This is a genomic window from Tateyamaria pelophila (assembly GCF_019966495.1).
Classification (GTDB): Bacteria; Pseudomonadota; Alphaproteobacteria; order Rhodobacterales; family Rhodobacteraceae; genus Tateyamaria; species Tateyamaria pelophila.
In genome coordinates this window covers 1-23,119 of the sequence record NZ_JAIMIA010000072.1, presented here as the reverse complement: position 1 = coordinate 23,119, position 23,119 = coordinate 1, and the positions used below count along the sequence as shown (strand labels likewise).

Genomic DNA, 23,119 nt, shown 5'->3' with positions numbered 1-23,119 from the left:
CATGACCGCTGAGACATAATCAAGGGTGGGTCAAATCTCGGTGAAAATACCGGGTCACTTCTCAGCGAAAATCAACACTGGATGGCCGCAGTCTGCATCATGTCATAGGCCATGCGCCAGTCCCAGGCACCCCCGGCATCGCTGCCATGAAACGTCTCGCGCATGATGCGCGCAAGCGCTGAGCTAAGCAGGGGTTGGAGGTCGACCTCCGCGCCGATCTGCGCGAGGGCAGAGGCGAGGTCAGTGTCGGAGATCGAGAGAGCCGGGTTTGCCGGTTTGGGCTTGGTCATGGTGATTTTCCTTTGGATCAGGGTCTGAGTTCCAAAGGACAAAAAGCCCGCTTCCGTAATGGGGCGGGCCTCTGTCAAGGGTTTCGGGCAAGTCAAAAATCCCGGCGAAGATCTCATTCTTCACCGAGTTTTAAGGCACAAATTCAGAAGCTTACTTTTTCTTTTTCACTGCACCCGCACGTCAGGACTGAAGGACACCCCCTGCACGGGCTTCGCTCTTCCGTCCGTAGTCAGCCTCATGGCTGCCACTCTATGCCTGGTCCAAATCTGGTCCCTGGGTACCTATCTTTTACGCGTATTCAGCGTTAGCCGATAACTTGCGGGCTTCCGGCATCTCCAGGAACCTCGTCCCGGCAAGGGACCTCGTCGTACCTGTCGTCAGGTGCAGTGCGTTCCTCCGTCCGATCAAGTTCTGGAATTGTTTTGCTCAGACCGTGGCCGGGAAGCTCTGCGCATAGCGGAATGGTGTGCCGTCTCGCCACATGCGGTGCAAAACAACGCCAATGCGCCGCGCAAGTGCAATCAAGGCCCGTTTCGATCCACGCCGATGGGCCACTCTGAGCGCCCAGGCCTGGAGCCAGTTTGGTGACCCACGGTGCATCAAGATCATCGCCGCTTGATACAAGGCCGTTCGAAGGGCCCGGTCGCCGGCTCGCGTAATTTGCCCGACAATGTCCATCTCTCCGGATTGAGTGCGCCTCGGCGTCAGCCCCACCCACGGACCAACATCCTTCGATCGCACAAACCGGGATGGATCGTCGATCGCGGATTTGACCGTCAGGGCAACGATCCGACCGACGCCCGGCATCGTCATCATCAGACGGCAAACGTCGTCTTGTTTTGCCAGATCCGCGATTGTCGCATCCAATTCAGCCAACTCGGCGCGCAACTGCGCACGCGCGCGTAAAAGCGCCTCTGTCGACGCCGACAGGATTTCATTTTGCTCAACCAGTTCCCTCACCCGGGCCTCGTACCTGATCCGGGTGACGTGTCCCAGTTTCAGACCGAAGTTCCGCAGAACACCACGCATAGAAAGCTCGAGGTTGATGATCACCTGTTGAACTGATTTTCTCGCCGTCAACAGAGCGCGGATTTCCTGAGAGGACACGGATTTGCGGTGTACGGGCCTGTACCATCCCATTTGAAGCAACCGCGCAATCCCCTGAGCATCGCGCCGGTCAGTTTTGATCGGCATGGCTTTCAAGGCGGCCTTCACCAACCGCGTTTCCATCAAAACCACGTCAAAGCCAGCCTCTTCGATACCCTTGCTAAGCCATTGGGATAGTGGTCCGGCTTCGAGCCCAATCGCGTCGACCGCGTAAGGTAATGACGTCATCGCACGCACCAGCGCCTCAGGCTCGCTGGCTGCCTCCAACTCCTCAACAACCTTCCCTTGCGGCCCCAGCACACAAATCGCCGTGCTTGCCAGAGATACATCCAATCCGATAAATACATTCATGTCGTTGCCCTTCTATTCTTTAGGAATTGAGGCGCATGGAAACATACGACCTCGTAGACGCGCTGCAGGCGCATCAAGGGCAACGGCACTTCAAATCATGCTGACAAACAAGCGAAACGTGCTCGATTCGCCGAAAGCCCCATTACGGCATCTTTTTCTTTTCCGCCGGGCGGAGGAACCCGGTCCAAACCTGCCCGAACCAAACAGTTCCAATAGTCCGCTCTGCGGGAAAACAGTGCTTTCGCTACGACTGGGTCATTGGCAGCTTCAGGGTCTGTTCTCACTCAAGGCATCCAATGCCAGATGAATCAGGCCATGCTTTGGAGCGTTGGCTGGCCAAGCTGCAAAGACATCAATCGCGCGTAATTTCCAATCCGGCAGAACAAATTGCATTGACCCTGCTTCAACATCATCGCTGGCCAGAAAATCAGGAACGATTGCAAGTCCCGCGCCCGCACGGGCCAAACGATAGAGCGCCTGGGCATCGTTTGCAAAGATGTGCGCTTCCGGTTTGATAGTTGCTTGATTGACGCCAGTTTTACGGAATTCCAAGGGCACGTTCTGCGCAGGTGTCAATGCCAGCCAGTCCCAATCGACAAGGTCCTTGGGATCATCGGGAACCGGTCGCGATGAGAGGTATTCAGCTGACCCGACCAACTTGCGATTGACCGAAAACAGTTTACGAGAGGTCGCAGTATTTTTCGCCTTCGGCCCCATTCGGATCGCAATATCGAAGCCGTCATCAATGAGGGCACGCCGTGTGTCTGAGAAGTCCAGAAACAACTTGATCCGAGGGTGCGTTTTAGAAAAGGTGGCGATTTGCTCTGTGAAATGCGATTGTGACAGGACGGATGGAATTGTCATGCGAAGCTCACCGCTTGGCGCAGTTGCAGACACCGACAGATCAGCCAACTCGCCTTCGACGGCCTCCAGCATCTTTTGCGCTGCAGCCAGAAGCCTGTGGCCCTCGCGCGTCAGCGTCAGCTTGCGGGTCGAGCGATAGATCAGCGCGACGCCAAGGCTTTCTTCAAGCTGCGAGATATGGTGACTGACCACCGAGGGCGACAGCCGTAGTTCCCGTGCAGCACCACGGAATGATCCATGGTCAATCGCCTTTGCGAAGATTGCCATCTGCCGCAGTCGGTCGATCATTATGCAAGTAATCCGAATAGTTAAACTTATCTATCCTATCTTATGCTGGTATCTGGATTTGTCCATCTTGACGGGAGGAGGCCCGCAACCCCGCGCGGCACCGTCATTGACCGACCAGGAGATACATCCATGAACGCATTCAGAACAACTCTGGCAGCGACCGCGCTTGGCCTGACAGCCATCGCAACCAGTGCAGCCGCAGACGACATGGCGACCGTGCAGACCTTCTATGATCTGCTTAGCAACCCTGGTTCGGAAACGCATGTCGCGGCATTCCTTGGCGCGACGTCCGAGAGCTGGGAAAGCGTTGGCGACTATTCCGGCGAGAACGAGGGGCGCGACGGTTTCGTCGGCCAGATGGGGTTCTTCAGCCAACTCATTCCTGATCTCGACTGGTCCGTGCAGGCGATGCATCAGGATGGTGATTTCGTCACCGTGCGCAGCCGCGCAACGGGAACGCCGACTGGCCCGTTTTTCGGCGTCGATGGTGAGGGACGTAGCTTCGACATCCTGACCATCGACATCCACGAGTTGGACGATGGCGTCATCGTTCGGACCTACCATGTGGAAGATTGGGCAAGCGCGTTGCAGCAGCTTTCCGGCCGGTGATCTGTCCCCCCCCCCAAAAAGGAGTATCAACATGCACAGACGACAGCTTCTTGCCGCATCCGCAGCCGCCGCGACCGGGATTGCCCTTCCAGCGCCAGCAGCCGCGCAGACCACCGACGATGGAACCCAAGCCTCTTTTGACACTGTCATGGCCTTCATGGGGGCTATGGGTGGTGGCGACATGGACAGCATGGGTGCGCTGATGGCGGACGACATGGTCTGGCAGAACGAAGGCGACCCTGACCTGCCATGGGTCGGCACGTGGGAAGGCAAGGAGACGATCTTCGGCTTCCTCGGCACGTTCTCGCAGAATGTTCAGGTGACCCACTGGGAAAACCAGGACGCTTTCGCCTCTGGTGACACGGTGGCAGTGTTTGGTCGGATGAAATTGCGGCTGACGGCCTCTGGCGCGGAAACCGACGAGTTCACCTTTGCCCTGCGCGCCAAGGTGCGCAACGGCCAGGTCGTGCTGTGGAACTGGTTCGAGGACACCTACGCCGTGAGCCAAGCCTTTCATGCAACCTAGGCACGCGGATCAACGCAGCGGCCCAGATGTTAAGGAGAGAGAGATGCCCAGATTTCGAAACCTGATTTTTGTCTCGGCCGCAGTATCGCTGTTCGCCGCTGCGGCACCCGCCTCCGCGCAGGATGTTACTTTTCCAATGCGCGATGGTGCGCGGCCAGAGACGACGAGTGGCGTGCCGCATGTCCAGATTGGCATTCAGCCGGTCCCGGAACTGTCGGAAGAAATGCTGCGTCAGGTCGCCGACTTTCCCGGAGTCGTTCTTGGGGCGACCCGTGTATCGCTCCCCGGTGCCGTCGGGTTTCAACTGACGAGCGACGTGTCGATCGCACAACCGCAGGCCATCGTTGGCGGGCGCGAGTTTGCGCATCTTCACCCTGATGGCAGCTTGCATGCCTCGCTGCACCCAGACACAGCCCGTGCCGCGGTGGAGGCCGGTTGGGCCGTCGCTCATCCTTGGGCCAATCAGCGCGCGGGTTGGGAGGGGTTCGTGATGATCTATACCCCAATCACCGAAGCGGAATTGGACGTGGTGCTTCAATTGCTGCGTGGATCATACACCTACATTACTGGCGAGGCGTTGCCCGAAACGTCGCGATAGCAGCCATTGGTGCAAAGTGCAGCACAGGTCCAATTGGACTTTAAGCTGCCATTTTCTTCTACACAGCAATGAATCCCTCAAGCGGCCTGAGCGCCCTCCCCTGCCCTGCCCGCCTCCGATCGGGCAATCAGGTAGTCGCAAGCGCGCTGCGCGTCTGCCGCATGTTTGAAGATCGCAGTCTTGTCGGAGCGCAGAACGCGCAGCCAGTTGTAGAGATATGCCGCGTTCATCTCGAGCGTATGCGCCGTGAACCCGAGTTCTTGTCCCAAAAAGCAGGAGGTCAGCTCGGCCACAATTTCCTCGCGCGCGTAAGAGGTGTTGCCGAACTTCGAGAGCCCGAAATCACGGTTCAGTCGATGGGGGGCTTTAGTGGCATGTGCCAGCTCATGCGCCCAGACCCCATAGAAATGTCGCGGGTCTTGGAACCTCTCGATAGAAGGCATGAAAACTTTATCGACGGGCGGCAGATAGTAGGCCTCGCCGCCCGCGAATACCGTGGTGATGTCGATCGCATCAAAGAATGTCTGCATATGCGGGATGGGCTCGGACGGAGGATGTTCGCGCGCTGGCACCGAGTCGGGGAAGAAGCTGTCGGGCAGACCTTCGATCTGGCAGGCGTTGAATACGCGATAGGATTTCTGGAAGCGGAAGATCCGGGCCTCTTCGGAGCGATCATCGCCGTCGCTGCGGTCGTCCTCGCCGCCCGCGTCTTTCCGGCTTTGACCGTAATAAACGACGACAGAGGACTTTTCGCCCTTGCGGACCTTTGCCTCCAACGCATTGGCTTGCGGCAGCGTCATCCAGAAGGGCGAGCTGTGACCTGCCAACACCGTTCGCATGGTCAGCAGGAAGTTGTTCACCCCAAGGTAGGGCTCACCACCCACACGTAAGGGACGAGAGCTGCCACCAGCCGTCCAGGGCTTGCGCCATGGCAGGACGCCGCGCTCGATGATGCGGATGATTTCGTTTGTGATGACTTCGGAGGCATCAAATTTGGGCGTGCGGGATCGGGCCATGGCTGGCGTCCTTTCGAGTGTTGGTGAGAGGGAATGGTGATCAGGTGGACCGACTAGAGCGCGGATCGTTGAGGATCCTCGCGCCGAGCTGTTCGACCATGTCGATGTAGGTGGTCAGCGAGACGGACCTGCCGGGCCCCGAAAAGTCAGGGTCGACCGATCCGTCTCATGCCACGCGCGGCAGGTTCGCGAAGGCGATCACATCGGTGACGGGTCGAATATCGATGAACGGGGTTCCTCGTGCGACCGCGAGGGCGGCCAAGGGAAAGCGCTCGATCGGCGCGAGGGTCGAGACGGTGGTCCAACCGAGATGGTTGAACGTGCCGCCCTCTCCGCAGATCACATGGGCATTCGGCAGTGTCGCCGCCTGCCTGAGATAGCCGAGATCACGCAGCACGGTCTGGCGTTCGAACCGCTGCGCCAGCAACGTCTGGCCAGTTCGGCGCAGTTCCTTCTGTCGCCACCACGAGGCAGCGGTCGTGCGTAACACGCGCAAGACACCTGTTTGCATGGGAATGCCCTTCATCAGGAACGGCAGACCGGAACCCGGCCCGGACCCATCCGAGGGCCCCCAAAGGCCCTCATCCGTCAGTCACAAAACCCGAAGAACACTTTCTCTTTTTCCGGCCCCTTTGGGCACACAACAAAACCGAAAAGCCCGGCACATCTGCCGAAGCCATTGATTTTATGCAGCAATTCTAGATCGGCAACGCATATCGGCAAAACCTTGCTTGAAAGTACGAAATGTGTTTATTTTTCAATTACTTTGCAAACATGGAAGATCGGCAAAATGCTGGAAACACCCGCCAGGATCGAACCCTGCTTCTTCGAGGAGCATATTCCTACAGAACTGGCAGACCTTTCGGTCGACATCCAGAGGGAAGCCACCGGGCTGGGACAAGGGTTGCATCCTGACAGCGCAGCCGAACTTGCCGATCTCGTCCGTGTGATGAACTGCTACTACTCCAACCTGATCGAAGGACACAACACGCGCCCCCTCGACATCGAAAGGGCGCTGGCTGGTGCCGAGCTTGAGGAAGAAACCCGCCCTCTCGCCCTTGAGGCCCGGGCGCACGTCATCGTTCAACGGGCCATCGATGAGATGCATCGCATAGGCACCCTGCCCCGCCCCACATCCGTCGAATTCCTGACTTGGGTCCATAAGAGCTTCTACGACGAGATGCCTGATGAGTTTCGGGTCATCGAACATCCCGACGGCTCACAAGAGCCCATCGTTCCAGGACGCATGCGTCAGGATGACGATCGGGAAGTTGCGGTCGGGCGTCACCTACCTCCTTCATCGTCGCGGGTTGCGGCATTCATAGATCACTTTGACAAACGGTTTCAAATTGCGGCGCGGTCTTCGAGCGGACGGATCATCGCGATCGCGTCTGCACATCACCGGCTGAACTACATCCACCCCTTCCCGGATGGCAACGGTCGTGTCAGCAGATTGATGTCTCATGCCATGGCTCTCACAGCGGGGATTGGCGGCCAAGGGCTCTGGTCCGTATCACGTGGGCTGGCCCGCGGGCTAACCGATCGGGGCGAGTACAAACGGATGATGGATCTGGCTGACAGTCCTCGCCGCGGAGACCGCGACGGACGGGGGAATCTGTCAGAAGCGGCACTGAAGACGTTCAGTGAATGGTTCCTAAAGGTGACGCTCGACCAGATCACCTTCTCAGCAAGATTGTTCGATCTCGGCGGACTGGACCAACGGTATCGTCGTCTTGTTGCAGATACCATCGATGACAAGCGAGCGCCGGAACTAATCTCGGCGGTACTTCGGCATGGGGCACTGGAACGAGGCGATGCGCAGTTTGTGCTCAAGACATCCGAACGGACGGCGCGCAACACGCTGAGTAAACTGACGGCCGCCGGATATCTGACTTCTGCCTCGCCGAAGACGCCCGTTCGGTTGGCGTTTCCGTTGAATTATCGAGAGCGGCTCTTCCCAAATCTGTTTGGAGATGGTGACCTGACTGTGTGATTTTCGTTAGTCCGCGCTCTGCGCAGGAAAGCGCGCCCAGGGAGAAAGTGGACGGATTCCCTAAGCAATGAGTTCACAGCTGTGAACATGTCTTCTGCGCGACGAAACAAGACGCAGTTCACAGCTGTGAACTTTTCACGCAGCGTCCTTTCTCATAAGGGCCATAACCATGGGACCACAGGAGAATTCACCGAGCGCAGCCTTTGCAGACAGCGACCGCAAATACCCACCAGGTGACCGGATGTCGCCGAAGCGTTCCAACATTGCCAAGATGACCACCGATGCCTCTTCCGGGCCCATGTACTGTTTGGCCTCATCCCACGCTGAAGGAGAGACGCCCATCATAGGTCTTATTACATCGGCAACCCTCACCAGATCATGCCAGTGGCGCACAGGTCGTTCAGCATAAGTTCGGTATTCAGAGCAAGCTGCCAAAACGAGACCGAGGGGGATCCTAGGGAGATTGTTGTCAACTGAGACAAGCTCATCAGTCCTACCCTCTGCTATCTGTGCTGTCGCCGGAGCGGAGATGCTACCCTCGCCCTTCGCTTTTTCTAAGCGTGGTTCAAAATCATAAGAGTCTTTATTTGAATTCTGATAGTGCTGCTCATTTATGACTTCATTGATGCTCATATCTTCTGACTGCACTGGTTGCAGCAGGTCCCTGATAGCGTTGAGGGCCTCGGACAACGCAGTTTGGACCTGCTGCAACTCTGCAAAGTCGAGCTTGCGGCGAAGGTCACGCGCCGTCAGGACGCAGAGGTCAGACGCCTGGTCCCAGATGGCGCGGTCAGGGCGCAGAGAGCGGCCGTAGTCGACGAGACCCGCTAGATCACGGCGCATGAGGCTTACAGTGGATCTAAGCCGCTTGTAGCGCTCCTCCGCAGCACGGACAGCCTCTGCGGCTTCGCACACTTCGACGAAGCGTTGCGCGAGGGGGACCAGATCGAAGCCGAAAGCGATCTTTTCGTCGCCATACCGGCGCGCGTAACGCTTGCCATTGGGACTGTCGCGACGCACGACGAAGCCGGTTTGCACCAGGTTCGCCAGATGCCGCCGCATGGTCGAGCAGGGCATGCCGTTCAGGCGCTCACAAATTGCCTTGTTGGACGGATGCACGACAGTTTCACTATGGTTCCCGCCAACGATCGTGGCCTGATGGAAACTGACCAATGCCTGAAGCACGCTCAAATCACGGTCGGACAAGCCGAAGGCGATACGAGCAGCGGCGAGTTCGCGCAGTGCTTCCCATTTGTTGACGCCGGATGGCGGGAGGTCCTGTTGCGCCGCAGCCTGATGATGCAGGATGGCAGCATTTATGGGTCGCCTGAAAGGCGTTACGGGGGTGTAGTCCATTTCTCATTCACAAAGACAAAGAAATAACGGTCCGCGAATCACTTAAGACTTGCGAAAAACGGCGTCCGAGACTAACTTGAGAGTGCTAAGAACAAGTCAGGGTCTCGTAGGGCGGTCGCTTTGCGGGACCTTTTCTTTGGCTTTTTCGTGCCTCCTGTGTTGGTTTCTGCTCTTCCTCAGTCTTCCGAACGCCATTTCCAACGTTCGTGAAGTTCTTCAATCAAATCATTGGCTTCTGACTCAATCCAGTCGGCAAACTTACTGTTCTCCAACTCGATCGAGATCCCTTTGGCGGTGCGTTTGAGCGTGCCGCCACGTTTGCCCCCAATCCTGAGCGGCTGACTGGATGCAGCGACAGGGGAGGGGGCCTTGGCCGGTTTGACTAACCTTGAGACAGCCTTGGACACGGCCTCGAACGCCTGAACCGAGGGCTCATCGGTCGCGGGTACGGCATCAATGACCATGGCAACACCGGCATTGTCATGGGTTTCTTCAGCAATGCGGATCAGGTTACCCCGATCCAGGCCGTTGTCCGTGATGGCACGGCCCATGGCCTCCCACCGGGGTCGGCCGATGCCGTGTGCAGCACCGATGGCGCGGATGAGGTCTGTACCGACCATGTCGGCGATGGCGATGGCCATGGACACCGAAGATTTGGTCACGGTCAAGATTTCTGCAACCTGTGATTGATTGCCAAAGCCCGACGATACGAGCTCCTGCGCAAATATTGCCTTCTCTATGAAGGACAAATCGCGGCGCGCCATGTTTTCGGAGATTTGCGCACGCAGGGCGCTGTCATCATCCAGATTGGCGACCAGTGCGCGCACCTTGGCGACCTTATCCGACTGGCGGATCGCCTCGAGCCGGCGGCGGCCATAGACGAGTAGATAGCGGTCCGTCTCTGACGGGTGCCGACGCACAAGAATTGGTACGGTCTGACCATTCGCCTCGATTGCGGCGCGCAGATCATGCACATCCGCCGGATCAAGCCGGTCGGCCATTCGGTCGTCGACGATACTGGCCGGGTCGAGTTCCCAGACATGATGTGAATCGACCGCATCACGGGCCGAGCGCAGGGCGCGGTTGGACGTCATCATAGGGGTTACGGCGCCAGCCTGAGGGGCAGGGGCCGGGCCACCGGCTGCCGCGAGATTGTCGAGCATCGACATCCGTTTTTTCTTGCCACTCGTCATGGCCGCCCCCACGTTTTCTGAATAAGATCAGCGACTTCGTCGTTCAGCGCGTTCAGGCTTTCAAGGGCGCGATCGTAGGTCGTGCGGGTAAAGGCGCTCCGCTCGACTTCGTATAGGGTTTGCTTTGTCAGACCTGCATCGGAGATCGCCGTGGATTTGAGCATTGGCGAGTTGAGCACCGCATCGCCATACATGGTGCGCAGAAAGGCGACGATCCGGTTTTGTGGTGCATCCTGAGGTTCATAGCGTGTCAGCGCATAGCGCATCCAGTCGTGGGACATGTCCGCACCGCTTTCGGCGATCACGTCCATCAGATCAGCCGTCATGCGCAGAAATTGCGACATCGACATCACGTCGAGCATTTCCGGATGAATTGTGACCAGCACGCCGGTGGCGGCAGAAAGTGCGGACATGGTGAGAAAGCCCAGTTGCGGCGGGCAGTCGATGACCACAACGTCGTAATCGCCGTCAACCTGCGCCAACGCCTCTTTCACGCGGAAAAAGAACAGGCCTGCGTTGCCTTGTGAAAGAGCACGCGGCGTTTCGTGTTCGAACTCCATCAGTTCCAGATTGCCCGGGATCAGGTCGAGGTTCGGGATATAGGTCTTGCGGATGACAGCGCGGATCGGCTCTGGGTCGTCATAACGGATCGCGTCATAGAGCGTGCCGCCATCTGTCAGATCGAATTCGGGCTGTACGCCATGTAACGCCGTGAATGAGGCCTGCGGATCAAGATCAATGCCGAGGACGCGATAACCGCGCAAGGCCAGCCGTTGTGCAAGATGTGCCGAAGTCGTCGTTTTGCCCGAGCCACCCTTGAAGTTCATCACACCGATGACTTGCAAGTGATCGCCGTCACGCCGTCCGGGGATATAGTCTCCAGGCTTTCGCGCGGTCTTTTCCAGCAGGACACGCAGGGCCTGAATGTCCTGCGCGGAATACAGGCGACGATTGCCGGCCGTCAGTTCAGGCGAAGGGCCCTTGCCATCAAGGTTGATTTTGCGCAGGTATGAGTCGTTCACACCAAGAAGCGCTGCCGCCTCGCCGGAGGTGAATTTGCGCATTTCCTTTGTGGCGTCAGGGGGAAACAGGCTCTCGCGTTGTGAATGCAACTGGTTGGCCAGCCACTCGGAATGCTGGCGGATGACCGCGTTCAGGTCCTGATGCACGAAAGTCTTGTTCATCTGCCCTCTCGATCCGCGCTACGCATCTTTGGCGTGTTCACGGTTATTGACGTTTTTTGCCTCGTTTCCGTGACTATTGCCGTAAGAGTCGGATTCGCGCAAGTTTTTTCCACATCTTGTGTGATCTCACCGTCGAAACACAAGCCCGTTCGCCGTCGTCGTCGCATGCTGATCTTGGCAATTGCGGCAAGATGATATACATATAGGATCGTATATCCACGTGGAGGAACGACAACATGCAAGTTGCAAAATGGGGGAATTCGCTCGCGGTCCGGCTGCCTGCCGATCTTGTGCGCGAACTTGGCCTCAAAGAGGGTGACCAAATCGATCTGAAAAAGGACGACGGTACTTTGCTCGTCCAGCGCCAACCTCGCGCCGATGAAGTCCTGCAAGGGCTAAGGCGGTTTCGCGGAAAGCTATCCAAGGACGCACGCCTGAGCCGCGACGCTGCGCATGAGCGCTGAATTCGCGGATACAAATGTCGTCCTTTACCTTCTTGACGACGGCCCAAAGGCGGATCGGGCGGAAGACATCCTGGGGCAGGGGCCGCGGATCAGTGTGCAGGTCCTGAACGAAGCGATGGTCAATTGCCGGAGGAAAGCCGGTCTCAGTTGGGAGGAGACCGGCACTTTTCTCGCAGGGGTCCAATCCTTGTGTCCAGTCGAGGACCTGTCTGTGCAAACCCATCTTGTGGGCCGAGCTTTGGCAGAAAAATACCAGCTTTCGGTCTATGACGCGATGATTGTGTCGGCCGCTCTTATTGCTGGATGCACGACTTTGTGGAGCGAAGATATGCACGACGGATTGCTGGTCGAAGATCAGTTACGCGTCATCAATCCATTCACCTGACCAGAAAATGAGCTGCAACCTTGCAATCGCTCCATGAGTTGGAAGATTTGCAAGGTTGTGTTTATTGCGCGCACTTCGGCAAGCCCAACTTCTCCGCGCGTTCCAGCAGCATCCTCACGGACGACGGCTGCCAGCTGGCGCGTCCGCGCGGGGTGCGTTCGCGCATTGATTCCAGCCGGTCACAGATCGCCTGGAGCGTGATGTCAGGGTCCGCACCCCTGATGCCAGCGACAATCGCGGGCAGGCGGTCGTCGGTTTCGCGGCGCCCGGCGCGAGCCAGCACCTCGATAGGCAGGAAGCCGTCGCGGACATACGCCTTCACAGCGCGTAGCAGGCGGCCTTGGGTCCAGCGACGCGCCTCGGGCAAGGGGCCGTTGATGATGCGCACCACGTCTTCCCAGGCCAAGTCGGGGCGCAACCGGCGCACGTGGGGCACCCAATCTTGTGCCGTCTCGTTCAGACGCTCCATGTAGCCGTCTTGTCGCGCCAACCGCACCTTACAAAGAGCGGCAGGGTCTTTGGCCCGCAGTCCGGGGTTCCCGCCGACCCTGCCCTTGGTACGGGCACTCGCCAGCCCCGCCTTGGTACGTTCGCGGATCAGCGCCCGCTCGAACTCGGCCGCGGCGCCCAGAACCTGCAGCGTGAACTTGCCTTGCGGAGATCCGGTGTCGATCGGGTCCTGAATGGAACGAAAGAACGCCCCCTTGGCCTCCAGCCGTTCGATCACCTCCAGCAGATGTGAGAGAGACCGCGCCAGCCGGTCGATCCGAACGACAACCAGCGTGTCGCCCTTGCTAATGCGCTCCAGCAAGCGGGCAAGCACCGGCCGCGCACGATTGCCGCCTGAGGCGTGTTCTTCATGGATTTCGACGCATCCCGCAGTTTGCAGGGCCTCAGACTGGGGCAGGGGGGTCTGATCCTCTGTCGATACATGAGGTAATCGCGGCGGCGCAGATCGAGAGTTTGGTGCAAGCTGCGGGGATAGAAGCCTTGAAGGAGATAGCCCTATGCCCATGTTTGCCGCCCTTGATGTGTCGAAGAGAGAGACGCAGGTCCATATAGTTGATGTTTCCGGGAAGTGCGTCTGGCGCGGAAAAGTGCCGACCAATCCGAGAGACATTGCCACAGTGCTGCATGCCTACGCCAAACAACTTGAGAAAGTTGGTCTTGAGACCGGCAGCTGGAGTTCATGGTTGTTCCATGGCCTGACCGATCTGGGTTTCGACGTCGCTTGCATGGACGCACGCCAAGCACACGCCGCGCTTTCTGTGACCGTCAACAAAACCGATGTAAATGATGCTGAGGGGCTCGCGCATCTGCTGAGAACTGGTTTGTTCCGCGACGTGCGTGTGAAGCCATGGTGCGATCTGCGCAGACGGGCATTGCTCCGGGCCCGTGCGACGCTGGTGCGGACGGTCATCGATCTGGGCAATGCCATCCGCAGTGCCCTGCGATTGTTTGGCTTCAACATGGCCGCGGGTCCCGGCTCGGGAGGTGCGCGCGCTTTTGAGCGTCGGGTCGAACAGCACCTTGCTGAACAGCCTGGTCTTGTTCCCGTTGTAATGCCGCTGCTTGATGCCTGGCGCGCTGCGCGCAAACAGGTCGCCCGACATGAAAGCTCGATCCGGGCTGAGGTTCGGGCAGATGAGCGGTGTCAGCTGCTGATGACTGTCCCGGGGGTCGGCCATTTGAACGCGCTCGGCTTTGTAGCTGCGATCGGAGACACCAAGTCCTTTCCATCAGGGCGCACGGCGGCAGCCTGGATCGGCCTGACTCCGCGACGATACCAATCAGGTGAGATCAATATGCAGGGCCGGATTTCGCGTCACGGCGACAAGCTGTTGCGGTCCTATCTATATGAAACCGCCGCCCACATCCTGACCCGCGCAAAGACCGACAGCGCCCTGAAACGATGGGGCACAGCCCTGCGGGAAAAGGTCGGCTTCAAACGCGCGAACGTGGCGGTGGCACGAAAACTCGCCGTGACGCTCTTTGCAATGTTGCGCACCGGCAAGCCTTTTGAGGCAGATGGTGTTGCTGCGTAACGAATAACCAAGATCCACTGCTGGACGGCAGTGGCGCGTCCGCCGGGACGCCGAGCCGGCTCACCGCGTTACGCTCGCTGCAGCCCCACCCGGGAGCACTGCGTTTCGAAACATTGCGGGAGCCGTTTTCGGAGCTCATGATGCAGCGGCATATACCCGACTGCGAAGACAACCCTGACCCCGGATAGGCGGACACGCCACAGAAGTTCAGTTGCCTAGAAAACAAAAAACGCCGCCCTTATGGCGACGTTCAAGAGAAGAAGTGCTTGACCCATAGTCCGCGATTAGACAACGCGGGCGTAGCCTATCAGGGGCATGAAAACGGGGCCGTTTGCAATTACATATACCGCTACTAAACGACCGATTGATAGCGACGAGAGGAGAGGTCGTATGATGGCTGTTCGTTGCCCACGATCAGCTTCCATTGACCAAAACTGAGCATTGGCATATATTGCCAATGAAGGAGACCTGACCCATGGTGACACGCAACGTAGTCCTGACCGAAACCCAAGACCATCTGGTTCAAGCACTGGTGGCGTCCGGGCGCTACCAGAATGTGAGTGAAGCCATGCGCGCAGGCCTGAGGCTGCTCGAGCAGGAAGAAGCACAGCTGGCCGGGATCCGGAAGGTTCTCCTAGAAGGTCTGACGCAGGCCAAGGCGGGTGATCTTGCGGAGGGCAGCGGCAAAGATGCGATCCGGAGGGCCTTTGCGACTGCGCGCACGCGTTCATGAGCCGATCCTTCCGGCTGACCCGTCGTGCGGAAGCCAGCCTCACCGAAATCGCCAGATGGACGATCGAAAATTTCGGGCTGCGCCAAGCAGAGCTCTACGAGGCGGAATTGCTCAACTGCTGTGAAAGTATTCTGAATGGCCAGGCCCATAGCCGGAGTTGCGCAGTTCTCGTTGATGATGTCGAAGACCTGCGGTTCATAAGGGCAGGGGAGCATTTCCTGGTTTTTCTGGATCAATCGGACGAGGTCATCATCGTGGATATCCTCCATTCCCGCAGCGATCTCCCTCGCCATGTTGCCTCACTTTCGGCTTTGAAGCCCGAAGACTCCTGATCCACGTCACAACCCCGCTGCCTTGGTCAGGTTCACGCGGAACCTGTCTCGGCGGCGCTGGTAACGGCGGGTCATTTCGGCGCTTGCATGACCAAGCTGCTTCTGGACATAGCGCTCGTCGACTTCTGCCGAGCTGGCGAGACCGGCGCGCAGCGAATGGCCGGAGAACTGCGCCAGGCGGTCTTTCTCGGGCAGATTCGACCGGATGCCCGCGTCCAAGACCGTGCGCTTGATCAGCCGGGCGACATGCTTGTCGTTCAGTCTCGTTTCCAATGCGCGTTTGCCATCCCGCGAGGTGCCGACGAAGACTGGACCGAAGTCGATCTTTGCGAAGTGCAACCATTGCTCAAGCGCATGCACGGGACAGGTTTGATCCTTGGACCCGCGGCCAATCTCGACCTCACGCCAGCCAGTCTTGGCATTGAGGGTGAGAAGGGCGCCATTGTCGAAGATCTCGATCCAACCGCCAGAGTCCGGCGTGTCGTCCTTGTGAACGTCGAGGCTGACGATTTCGGACCGACGCAGGCCCCCGGTGTAGCCGAGGAGCAGGATGGCCCGATCCCGCAGCCCGCGCAGGTCGAAGGGCAAGGTGGCGACCATCGCGAGGATGTCCTCGGCCATGATCGCCTCCTTCTGTACGGGGGGGCGCGCATGCCTGCGCTTGATCCCCGCCAGCACTGTTGCGATGTGGCGGTTCTTGCGATCGAGGGCAAAGCCGCGCTGCGCATAGTTCCAGGCGAGGCCCGACAGGCGGCGGTCGATGGTGCTGACCGATAGGGCAGGGGAGGGGCCCGCTCCGGACGCCAGGTCCGCAAGGTAGAGCCCGATCATTTCGGGCGACGGGGGCAGCGGCTCCGCGCCCTTCATTCGGCACCAGCGGGCAAAGTGCGCCCAGTCCTTCGCGTAGGCCTTCAGGGTATTGTCCGAAGCTGCAGCGCGCGCATAGCCGCGGGCGGTGTTGACCAGCCGGTCAAGGCCGCCTGAACCCGCTACAAAGGAAGGCAGGTTCAACGCCTCACTGTCAGGGCGATCTCTCGCGTTGTCCTCGTTGAGCGAAGACCCGTTTGGTGGCTTTGAGCACGATTTTTCGCTGTTTTCTGTCATGGCGCTGAGCATATCTTTGTGTGTCCGATAATGCAACCTTATTGGACATGCCAGAGATCAACAAGACGGGGCGGTTAGAGTGCCAAACTGACAAAATAACCGCCGTGATAAGCTGGTGTTGCGGTATGTCATTTGCCCGACAAACCTTGCCGATGCTCCCAACACACTACCCCCGCCGCCGACCTGGGTCACCTCTGCGCGTGCCGAAACACCTGAAAATGTGGCTTTCCGGTCAGGCGCGACTCGCTGTATTTTCCATTATTTCATCACCTGTTTGCAGACACCGATCATACTCATCCAGGTGCGACTTCAAAAGGTAGTGGCTGAGTCAAAGCGGCACGTTTTCGGGGTAGGGAATACCCGCATTGCAGGAAATCCAACGAAGACTGAAGATAAGGTGCGTTCCAAAACGCATATTTTTGACAACATTATTTAGGGAAATGCACAATGGAAAAAGTATTCAGGTTACGCGATCTTGCAACGAAAACGGTCACGGCGAAGGCCGGCGGAGGTATTGGCAGCGTCGGTTTGCTGGGACCGGATCAGGACCCCGATGACTTTACGCCCATCACGCCTGTGGTGATGGTGATCAAGCATAAAGCGCAGCTCGACTATATCGATGGTTTCAAGAACCGGGTCGAAGACATCGAGCTTGAGACGCTTGATCGAACAGCCACGGAAATCGGGCGTGCGGTTGTGGGATCCAAATTTGTTGGTACCGCGCTGTGCACCGCTGACATGCCCACATGCGCGCAAAACCAGCGTATCTCTCCGGTGGCCAGCTTCGCCGAAACCGTGACCAGCATTGATCTCGCAATCCTGCGAACTGAGTTGGAACATACGCTGAAGATGATTGATCGGCTGGAAGGCTGATCAAATGCTCGATGAGCGTACAACCATTTGTGATCTCCGCCCTGGTGGTGGAGATCATCACCGCGCAAAGGGTGTGGCCAACGTTGGCAAACACGCCATTGAAACCGCGTTTTCGATGCGGTTCACCGAAGCAGAAGATTGCTTTCGCTGGTTGTATGACTTTGGAGCAGAACCCTTGACGCCTGCGCGCGCAAGCGCACCTGACGCTGCAGGTCAGATATTTTCTGACGCGCTGCGTGCATCTCTGTCCTTTCAGTTTGATCATGGAAAACAGGGAAACTGGCACAGTTGGACCGTGTCGAACCTTGCCCGGCCACCGGTTTGGAAGGTTTATTTGAATCCGTCATTCGGTGCGCTTAGGCGTTTCGAACTGATCATCGGGCCCCATTTGATCAGCCCGCATGTGGCCGCCTTCAAAACAGTTTCTCAACGTTGGATGGCACTTCGTCCCGACAAACTGATGATTTATTTTGTTTCTGCACAAGCACGCGTGGATTGGCTTGCGAAGGTACGCACAGTATTACGGGGCTTTCCGGCGAATGCAGTGCCCTTCACACAAAATTTTGACGCAAACGGTATGGCGACACTCGCCACTGATCCTGAGGACCTTCCGGGGCAGAGTTGGCGTTCCAACCTGCTGCGTAATATCGCCGGGAAAATCGTATCGACCGATGTCACCAGCCCCGAGCAGCTTTATGACCTGTTGATCTGCGAAGGTATCGACCCGGATAATTGGGAGGTTTCTTATGGATGTCAACGGCGGAGTAAAATCCGACCAAAGGGCGGTGCAAAAATAGGCCACTTTGGGGTTGGGCGTGACGAGCGCACAGGGTGCTGGCGGCCAGTCGACCGCGCTCTCCAAATAGCTGGCGGTTGACTGGCCGCCTTGGCGCGCGAGGGCCAAGTCATGGATTTTCGATCAGGAGGTTTTGGTGGCTTTTCGCGCTTGGCTTTGGGCCAGGCGATAGCTTTCACCATTCATCTCGAGGATGTTGACGTGGTGGGTCAGCCGGTCGAGGAGCGCGCCGGTCAGGCGCTCTGTGCCGAAGGTTTCCGTCCATTCATCGAAGGGCAAGTTGCTCGTGATCAGCGTGGCCCCGCGCTCGTAGCGCTGCGAGATCAATTCGAAGAGCAGCTCTGCTCCGGTTTTGGAGAGAGGGACGAAGCCCAATTCGTCGATGATCAGGAGCTTGGCGTTGGCCATCTGTTTCTGCACCCGAAGCAGGCGGCGCTCGTCGCGCGCCTCCATCAGTTCGTTGACCAGGGCCGCGGCGGTGGTGAAGCTGACGGTCATTCCTTTCTGGCAGGCGGCGAGCCCTAGGCCGAGGGCCACATGGGTTTTGCCGGTACCGCTTGGGCCGAGGGCGATCACGTTCTCGCGCCGTTCGATCCAGTCGCAGCGTGCCAGTTCCAGCACCTGCATCTTGTTGAGTTTGGGGATCGCCTTGAAGTCAAAGCTGTCGAGGCTTTTTGTGGCCGGGAACCTGGCCGCCTTGATGCGGCGCTCAACCATCCGTCGCTCGCGATCGATGAGTTCCAATTCGACCAGGCGTGTCAGGAACTGGACATGATCCAACCCCTCGGCAGCACATTGGCGCGCAACCTTCTGATACTCGCGCAGGAACGTCGGAAGCTTCAGCGTCTTGAGATGATGTTCCAGCAGGATCTCAGGGGCGTGGGTCATTCCGCAGCCTCCGGCATCAGGGACATGTAGCTGGCCGCTGAGGTCGTCTCGACCCGTGCCCGTGGCAGGTAAGGGTACACGTCGAGGTCGAGCCGGGGTGGCCGCTTCTCGACCTGACACAGAACCAGATGCTTCACAGCATCAAAGCCGACCGCGCCCATCTTCAGAGCCTGCTTTACGGCGACGTGCAGGTCATCCATGCCGAAGCTTTCCAGCAAGCGCAGAACCTGCACATACTCTCGTCGGCCGATCTTCAGCATGCGCGCTTCCATCAAGCGGCGCAGCGTGCGGAACTCTTCGGGCAAGTCCCATTCCGCGAGGGGCGCGGCCTGATCCAGGGCATTGATCTTGCGTTCGATCAGCGGGAGGTAGTGGATCGGATCGAACACCATGTCCTCGCGCGCGTAGCATCGCGGATGGCGCGCGATCACATCTCCGCGGCAGCCAATCACCACCTGATCGACATATCCCCGCACCCAGACTTCTTGATGGCCATAGGCCACGGGAACCGAGTAATCGTTGGTGTCGTAACGGACCAAAGACTGGGAGCTCACCCGGCCACTGCTCTGTGCGCAGGCCTCAAAGGGGGCGGCTGGCAGGGGGCGCATCTCGGCCAGATCCTGCTGCAGCCGCGCGCCGATCGTCTCCGTGTGCCCACGCAAGGTGTCGCCTTGACGAGCGCGGCACTGTTCTTCGAGATAGGCGTTGAAGCTCTCCCAGTCCGGGAACTGCGGGATCGGCACCATGTGGTTGCGGCGCACGTAGCCCACCATTCCCTCAACATTCCCCTTGTCGTTCCCTTTGCCGGGCCGTCCGTAGCGGTCTCGGAACAGATAGTGCGACAGCAACCCACTGAAGAGCGTGGCACGCACCCGCGTGCCATCGGGCTGGATCTTCGAGACCAGGCAGCGGTCGTTGTCATACAGCACCGACAGAGGCACCCCGCCAAAGAAGGCAAAGGCATGCACATGCCCGTCCATCCAAGCCTCTGCCGTCGCCGCCGGGTAGGCCCGCACGAAGTAGGCATCGCTGTGCGGCAAATCCAGGACGAAGAAGTGGGCCTTTTGCTCAACACCCCCGATCACAACAACCGCTTCGCCAAAATCGGCCTGCGCATGGCCCGGCGGATGCGCCAGCGGCACGAACATCTCCCGGCTGCGCCGTTCACGCTGCCGAACGTAGTCCTTGATGATCGTATAGCCGCCGGTGAACTCGTGTTCCGCCTTGAGCCGCTCGTGGATCCGCTTCGCCGTGTGGCGCTGTTTGCGGGGCACATTCTTGTCCCCTTCAAGCCAGCCGTCGATGATCTCCGTAAACCCATCAAGCTTCGGACGCTTGATCGCTTTCGTGCGCCGGTATCCTGGCGGCGACGAGAACGCCAACATCTTGCGAACACTGTCTCGCGATATGTTGAAATGGCGCGCCAGCTCCCGCTGACTCATCCCCTCGCTGCGCGCCAGCCTGACCTTCAGATAAAGTTCCACGGTGTATATCTCCTCGCCCTCCCTGCAGCCGCAAGAAGGGAAAAAATGGCCGACTTTTACGCCCCCCGCACCACCAATACAGCGGCGCTACCATGGTCTAATTTTGCACCGCCGTTCCCACTCTTCGGCGCTGAAACAGGGCGCCCGTTTGGGATTGCGCCCATGGGCATGTGCAACCTCTCGGCTCCGGGCGCAGACCTGATGCTGGCCCGACTGGCCGCACGTCACAAGGTGCCCCACGGGGTGTCAACCGCGGCCTCGACCCCGATGGAGGCGATCATAGAGGAGGCCGAGGGCCACGCGTGGTTCCAGCTGTACTTTTCCGGCGACGGCGCAGGGTCGTTCAAACTGGTCGAACGCGCCATGGCTGCAGGCTATGAGACGCTAGTTTTGACAGTCGATGTCCCCGAAGTGGGCCGCCGCCCGCCCGAATTGCGCCAAGGATTCAAGATGCCCTTCACCATCGGCCCACGCCAGTTCATCGACTTTGCCCTGCACCCGCGCTGGTCCCTTTCACAACTGGCAGCAGGCAAACCTCATACCAACGGCTCGATTAGTTGACCGTTATCCAGTCCCTGTGAGTGATTGAGCTTATGCGGTTTGGATCATTTGCGAAGAAGTTCCAGGCGTCCTGGCATTTGTTGAGGATGTCGCTGTAGCTGTCGAACACCGAGATGGCGAGTTTGTTTGAGCGCAGGTACGCCCAGACGTTTTCCATTGGATTGAGCCCGGGGGCGTAGGGCGGCAGTTTCAGCAGCGTGATGTTGTCGGGCACATCAAGAGCTTTCGCACCATGCCAACCAGCCCCGTCCACGATCAGCAGCGCATGGGCCCCCGGCGCGACTGCCTTGGCGATCTCTTCGAGATGCAATCCCATTGCTTCTGCGTTGACATAAGGCAAGATCAGCCCGGCTGCGGTGCCACGTGCGGGGCAGGCAGCACCGAAGATGTAGCTCCACTTGTAACGTGTATCGCGAGGCGCACGTGGTCGGGAGCCCCGCCGCGCCCAATGCGGGTCAGGGTCCCTTGTTGGCCCACGCGGGCTTCGTCTTTACATGAGGGTTCAACTGTCAACTCGATTTATCGCATTTGCTTCTCCATTTGAGATAGGTCCTGATCAGCATAGTCTGGGTCCGGGGCGTCTCTGTCTCGCAGTTGCAACTGCGTCACCTTACATACGGTCGTACCCTTGCGCGGACACGTACCACAATGCCTCTTGCACGAGCCGCAACCCCGACGAGATACGGACCAACCTGAAACGCGGCAGCGCTTGCTGCCAAAGAGGAAGACGGTCGTACTTCCCATCGCTGCCGACCGGAGTGGTCTGCGGCAATTCTTGTTTGACTATGCTGCGGTGGCCTCCGCACGGATGTCGACACCGGCCGGCACCACCCCGTGTTCGGCGTAGCGCCAGAGTGCGATCAGGAGTTTCCGCGCCATTGCCACAATTGCGATCCGGCGCGGGCGCCCCGTGAGGGTACCGACCCGCTCACGAAACCATTTGGTCGGTAGTGTCGCAAAGTTTCCTCCGACCTAAGAAAGCTCTGCTGCTAGACACACTTATCCAGCGAGGGCCGCAAACTGCGCGAAGCCAGACTGGTCAAACTGACCTTTCCGGATCATGTGAGCAACCTCGATCCCAGCAAGGGTTGCCGCCGCTGAACTCAGCGATTTGAAGGTCTGCATCGGCCGAGTAAGTTTCTTGATGAAGCGGTGATCCTGCTCGATGATACTGTTGAGTTACTTCGTCCGCCGGACAGTGATCAACCAATACCAGCCGCACATCACGAGCAGGCAGTTCATGTTGAACAAGGCCGCCGTATTCGATCTACTTTTGTCTATGACAACCTTGTCAGGCCAGCCATTGTTGCCGATGGCTTTCATGAAAAACGCGGTCGCCGCGGCTTCGTCACGTCGCTCGGAGAGCATGAAATCAAGGGTGTTTCCTTGTTTGTCGATTGCGCGGTACAGGTATGCCCACTCGCCTTTTACTTTGACATAGGTCTCATCCATGCGCCACGAACGGCCAGTTGGTGATTTCCGGCGATAGGCTTCTTCTGCAAGAGCGCCCGCGTATTTCTCGACCCACCGATTGAGCGTTACATGATCTAAGTCGACACCGCGTTCGGCCATGATCTCTTCGAGGTCGCGATAGGAAACGGGAAAGCGGACATAGAAATAAACAGCATATAGGATCACGGATTTTGGGTACTGCGCGCCTTTGAAACTGATCAAATCTATCATCCTGTTGCCGCGTTCGGAAAACGAGGCTGCTAGACTGCGACGCAATGCACCGCAACAAAATTCAGAAACTTTGCGACACTACCCCTTTGTGATCGTAATCATGGTGCTGGCGTCCACCCGGCCGATCCTTAAATTGGCAGAAAGCCTGATGCTGAGGATCTCAAGGCTTTTTGTGACAGGCGGCACCATAGGCAATACCCACTACTAAGGCCCACTTGGTAAAGATCACCACAAACCTTGGAGAATATGATGAAGAAGCAAAGACATCTACTGGCCGGGACGCTCTTGATGAGTGTCATATGGGCTGTGCCGACCTTGGCGCAAGACTATGATCTGGTGATCAACAATGGCCGGGTCATCGACCCCGAAACCCTGTTTGACGATATTGCCAATCT

Annotated in this window: 20 protein-coding genes and 7 pseudogenes; 12 read left to right on the top strand and 15 right to left on the bottom strand. The window is 58.3% G+C overall.

What is annotated here, in order from left to right:
* Positions 1 to 77 precede the first annotated feature (77 nt).
* The 3 genes and pseudogenes from LC354_RS18650 to LC354_RS18640 all read right to left on the bottom strand — a co-directional run.
* Positions 78 to 290: pseudogene (locus LC354_RS18650) on the bottom strand (hypothetical protein); the annotation flags it as partial.
* A gap of 427 nt (positions 291 to 717) precedes the next feature.
* Complete coding sequence (locus LC354_RS18645; protein ID WP_223426703.1) at positions 718 to 1,749, bottom strand: IS110 family RNA-guided transposase; 1,032 nt, start codon at positions 1,747 to 1,749, stop codon at positions 718 to 720.
* A gap of 267 nt (positions 1,750 to 2,016) precedes the next feature.
* Positions 2,017 to 2,901 carry a LysR family transcriptional regulator gene (locus tag LC354_RS18640; RefSeq protein ID WP_223426697.1) on the bottom strand — a complete coding sequence of 295 codons (885 nt, stop codon included), beginning with the start codon at positions 2,899 to 2,901 and terminating at the stop codon, positions 2,017 to 2,019.
* 129 nt (positions 2,902 to 3,030) lie between these two features.
* On the opposite strand from LC354_RS18640, the gene LC354_RS18635 reads away from it, so the two are divergent.
* The 3 genes from LC354_RS18635 to LC354_RS18625 are packed head-to-tail and all read left to right on the top strand — an operon-like array spanning position 3,031 to position 4,634.
* Entirely contained in the window at positions 3,031 to 3,510 is a 480-nt protein-coding gene (locus LC354_RS18635; RefSeq protein ID WP_223426696.1) for an ester cyclase, read from the top strand.
* A 31-nt stretch (positions 3,511 to 3,541) separates the two neighbouring features.
* Positions 3,542 to 4,036: a nuclear transport factor 2 family protein gene (locus tag LC354_RS18630; protein ID WP_223426694.1), complete on the top strand. Its 495-nt coding sequence runs from the start codon at positions 3,542 to 3,544 to the stop codon at positions 4,034 to 4,036.
* Positions 4,037 to 4,079: 43 nt separating this feature from the next.
* Entirely contained in the window at positions 4,080 to 4,634 is a 555-nt protein-coding gene (locus tag LC354_RS18625; RefSeq protein WP_223426693.1) for a luciferase domain-containing protein, read from the top strand.
* Between the two features lie 77 nt (positions 4,635 to 4,711).
* Here LC354_RS18625 and LC354_RS18620 read toward each other — a convergent pair whose 3' ends face one another.
* Both LC354_RS18620 and LC354_RS18615 read right to left on the bottom strand, forming a co-directional pair.
* Positions 4,712 to 5,650 carry an ArdC family protein gene (locus tag LC354_RS18620; protein WP_223426691.1) on the bottom strand — a complete coding sequence of 313 codons (939 nt, stop codon included), beginning with the start codon at positions 5,648 to 5,650 and terminating at the stop codon, positions 4,712 to 4,714.
* Positions 5,651 to 5,690: 40 nt separating this feature from the next.
* Positions 5,691 to 6,176: pseudogene (locus tag LC354_RS18615) on the bottom strand (hypothetical protein).
* Between the two features lie 264 nt (positions 6,177 to 6,440).
* Here LC354_RS18615 and LC354_RS18610 point away from each other — a divergent pair.
* Positions 6,441 to 7,643, top strand: a complete 1,203-nt coding sequence (locus LC354_RS18610; protein WP_223426684.1) for a Fic family protein — start codon at positions 6,441 to 6,443, stop codon at positions 7,641 to 7,643.
* Positions 7,644 to 7,778: 135 nt separating this feature from the next.
* On the opposite strand, the gene repC is transcribed toward LC354_RS18610, so the two are convergent.
* From repC to repA, 3 genes are all read right to left on the bottom strand, one after another.
* On the bottom strand, positions 7,779 to 8,999 hold the full coding sequence (gene repC / locus LC354_RS18605) for a plasmid replication protein RepC (protein ID WP_223426678.1): 1,221 nt from the start codon (positions 8,997 to 8,999) through the stop codon (positions 7,779 to 7,781).
* Positions 9,000 to 9,175: 176 nt separating this feature from the next.
* The gene (gene repB, locus LC354_RS18600) at positions 9,176 to 10,192 is read right to left on the bottom strand and encodes a plasmid partitioning protein RepB (RefSeq protein ID WP_223426677.1); all 1,017 of its coding nucleotides are present in this window, start codon (positions 10,190 to 10,192) and stop codon (positions 9,176 to 9,178) included.
* A complete protein-coding gene (repA, locus tag LC354_RS18595; RefSeq protein ID WP_223426675.1) occupies positions 10,189 to 11,376 on the bottom strand; it encodes a plasmid partitioning protein RepA in 1,188 nt (395 codons plus the stop codon). The genes repB and repA overlap by 4 nt, the downstream gene beginning before the upstream one ends.
* 236 nt (positions 11,377 to 11,612) lie before the next feature.
* Between repA and LC354_RS18590 the strand changes: the two genes are divergently transcribed.
* Entirely contained in the window at positions 11,613 to 11,840 is a 228-nt protein-coding gene (locus LC354_RS18590) for an AbrB/MazE/SpoVT family DNA-binding domain-containing protein (RefSeq protein WP_223426673.1), read from the top strand.
* The gene (locus LC354_RS18585) at positions 11,830 to 12,225 is read left to right on the top strand and encodes a PIN domain-containing protein (RefSeq protein ID WP_223426662.1); all 396 of its coding nucleotides are present in this window, start codon (positions 11,830 to 11,832) and stop codon (positions 12,223 to 12,225) included. The genes LC354_RS18590 and LC354_RS18585 overlap by 11 nt, the downstream gene beginning before the upstream one ends.
* 61 nt (positions 12,226 to 12,286) lie before the next feature.
* Here the strand turns inward: LC354_RS18585 and LC354_RS18580 are convergent.
* A pseudogene (locus tag LC354_RS18580) lies at positions 12,287 to 13,156 on the bottom strand (recombinase family protein); the annotation flags it as partial.
* A gap of 76 nt (positions 13,157 to 13,232) precedes the next feature.
* Here LC354_RS18580 and LC354_RS18575 point away from each other — a divergent pair.
* The 3 genes from LC354_RS18575 (at position 13,233) to LC354_RS18565 (ending at position 15,335) form a co-directional block, all read left to right on the top strand.
* Complete coding sequence (locus LC354_RS18575) at positions 13,233 to 14,270, top strand: IS110 family RNA-guided transposase (RefSeq protein WP_223426660.1); 1,038 nt, start codon at positions 13,233 to 13,235, stop codon at positions 14,268 to 14,270.
* Between the two features lie 475 nt (positions 14,271 to 14,745).
* Positions 14,746 to 15,003 carry a type II toxin-antitoxin system ParD family antitoxin gene (locus LC354_RS18570; RefSeq protein WP_223426657.1) on the top strand — a complete coding sequence of 86 codons (258 nt, stop codon included), beginning with the start codon at positions 14,746 to 14,748 and terminating at the stop codon, positions 15,001 to 15,003.
* Positions 15,000 to 15,335 (top strand): type II toxin-antitoxin system RelE/ParE family toxin, encoded by a 336-nt coding sequence (locus tag LC354_RS18565; protein WP_223426655.1) that lies wholly within the window; start codon positions 15,000 to 15,002, stop codon positions 15,333 to 15,335. The genes LC354_RS18570 and LC354_RS18565 overlap by 4 nt, the downstream gene beginning before the upstream one ends.
* Positions 15,336 to 15,341: 6 nt before the next feature.
* Here LC354_RS18565 and LC354_RS18560 read toward each other — a convergent pair whose 3' ends face one another.
* The gene (locus LC354_RS18560; RefSeq protein ID WP_223426653.1) at positions 15,342 to 16,439 is read right to left on the bottom strand and encodes a tyrosine-type recombinase/integrase; all 1,098 of its coding nucleotides are present in this window, start codon (positions 16,437 to 16,439) and stop codon (positions 15,342 to 15,344) included.
* A gap of 447 nt (positions 16,440 to 16,886) precedes the next feature.
* Between LC354_RS18560 and LC354_RS18555 the strand changes: the two genes are divergently transcribed.
* Entirely contained in the window at positions 16,887 to 17,312 is a 426-nt protein-coding gene (locus tag LC354_RS18555; protein WP_223426651.1) for a hypothetical protein, read from the top strand.
* 4 nt (positions 17,313 to 17,316) lie between these two features.
* Positions 17,317 to 18,189, top strand: a complete 873-nt coding sequence (locus tag LC354_RS18550) for a hypothetical protein (RefSeq protein ID WP_223426650.1) — start codon at positions 17,317 to 17,319, stop codon at positions 18,187 to 18,189.
* Positions 18,190 to 18,231: 42 nt separating this feature from the next.
* Here LC354_RS18550 and istB read toward each other — a convergent pair whose 3' ends face one another.
* Together istB and istA are read right to left on the bottom strand one after the other, a co-directional pair.
* On the bottom strand, positions 18,232 to 18,996 hold the full coding sequence (gene istB, locus LC354_RS18545; protein ID WP_223426647.1) for an IS21-like element helper ATPase IstB: 765 nt from the start codon (positions 18,994 to 18,996) through the stop codon (positions 18,232 to 18,234).
* Positions 18,993 to 20,480, bottom strand: a complete 1,488-nt coding sequence (gene istA / locus LC354_RS18540) for an IS21 family transposase (RefSeq protein WP_223426645.1) — start codon at positions 20,478 to 20,480, stop codon at positions 18,993 to 18,995. The genes istB and istA overlap by 4 nt, the downstream gene beginning before the upstream one ends.
* Before the next feature lie 120 nt (positions 20,481 to 20,600).
* Between istA and LC354_RS18535 the strand changes: the two are divergent.
* Positions 20,601 to 21,017, top strand: a pseudogene (locus LC354_RS18535) (alpha-hydroxy acid oxidase); the annotation flags it as partial.
* 16 nt (positions 21,018 to 21,033) lie between these two features.
* Here the strand turns inward: LC354_RS18535 and LC354_RS18530 are convergent.
* The 3 pseudogenes from LC354_RS18530 to LC354_RS18520 form a co-directional block, all read right to left on the bottom strand.
* Positions 21,034 to 21,533 (bottom strand): annotated as a pseudogene (locus LC354_RS18530) (IS630 family transposase); the annotation flags it as partial.
* A 291-nt stretch (positions 21,534 to 21,824) separates the two neighbouring features.
* Positions 21,825 to 21,980: pseudogene (locus LC354_RS18525) on the bottom strand (IS110 family transposase); the annotation flags it as partial.
* A gap of 60 nt (positions 21,981 to 22,040) precedes the next feature.
* Positions 22,041 to 22,724 (bottom strand): annotated as a pseudogene (locus LC354_RS18520) (IS6 family transposase).
* Positions 22,725 to 23,119: the final 395 nt, after the last annotated feature.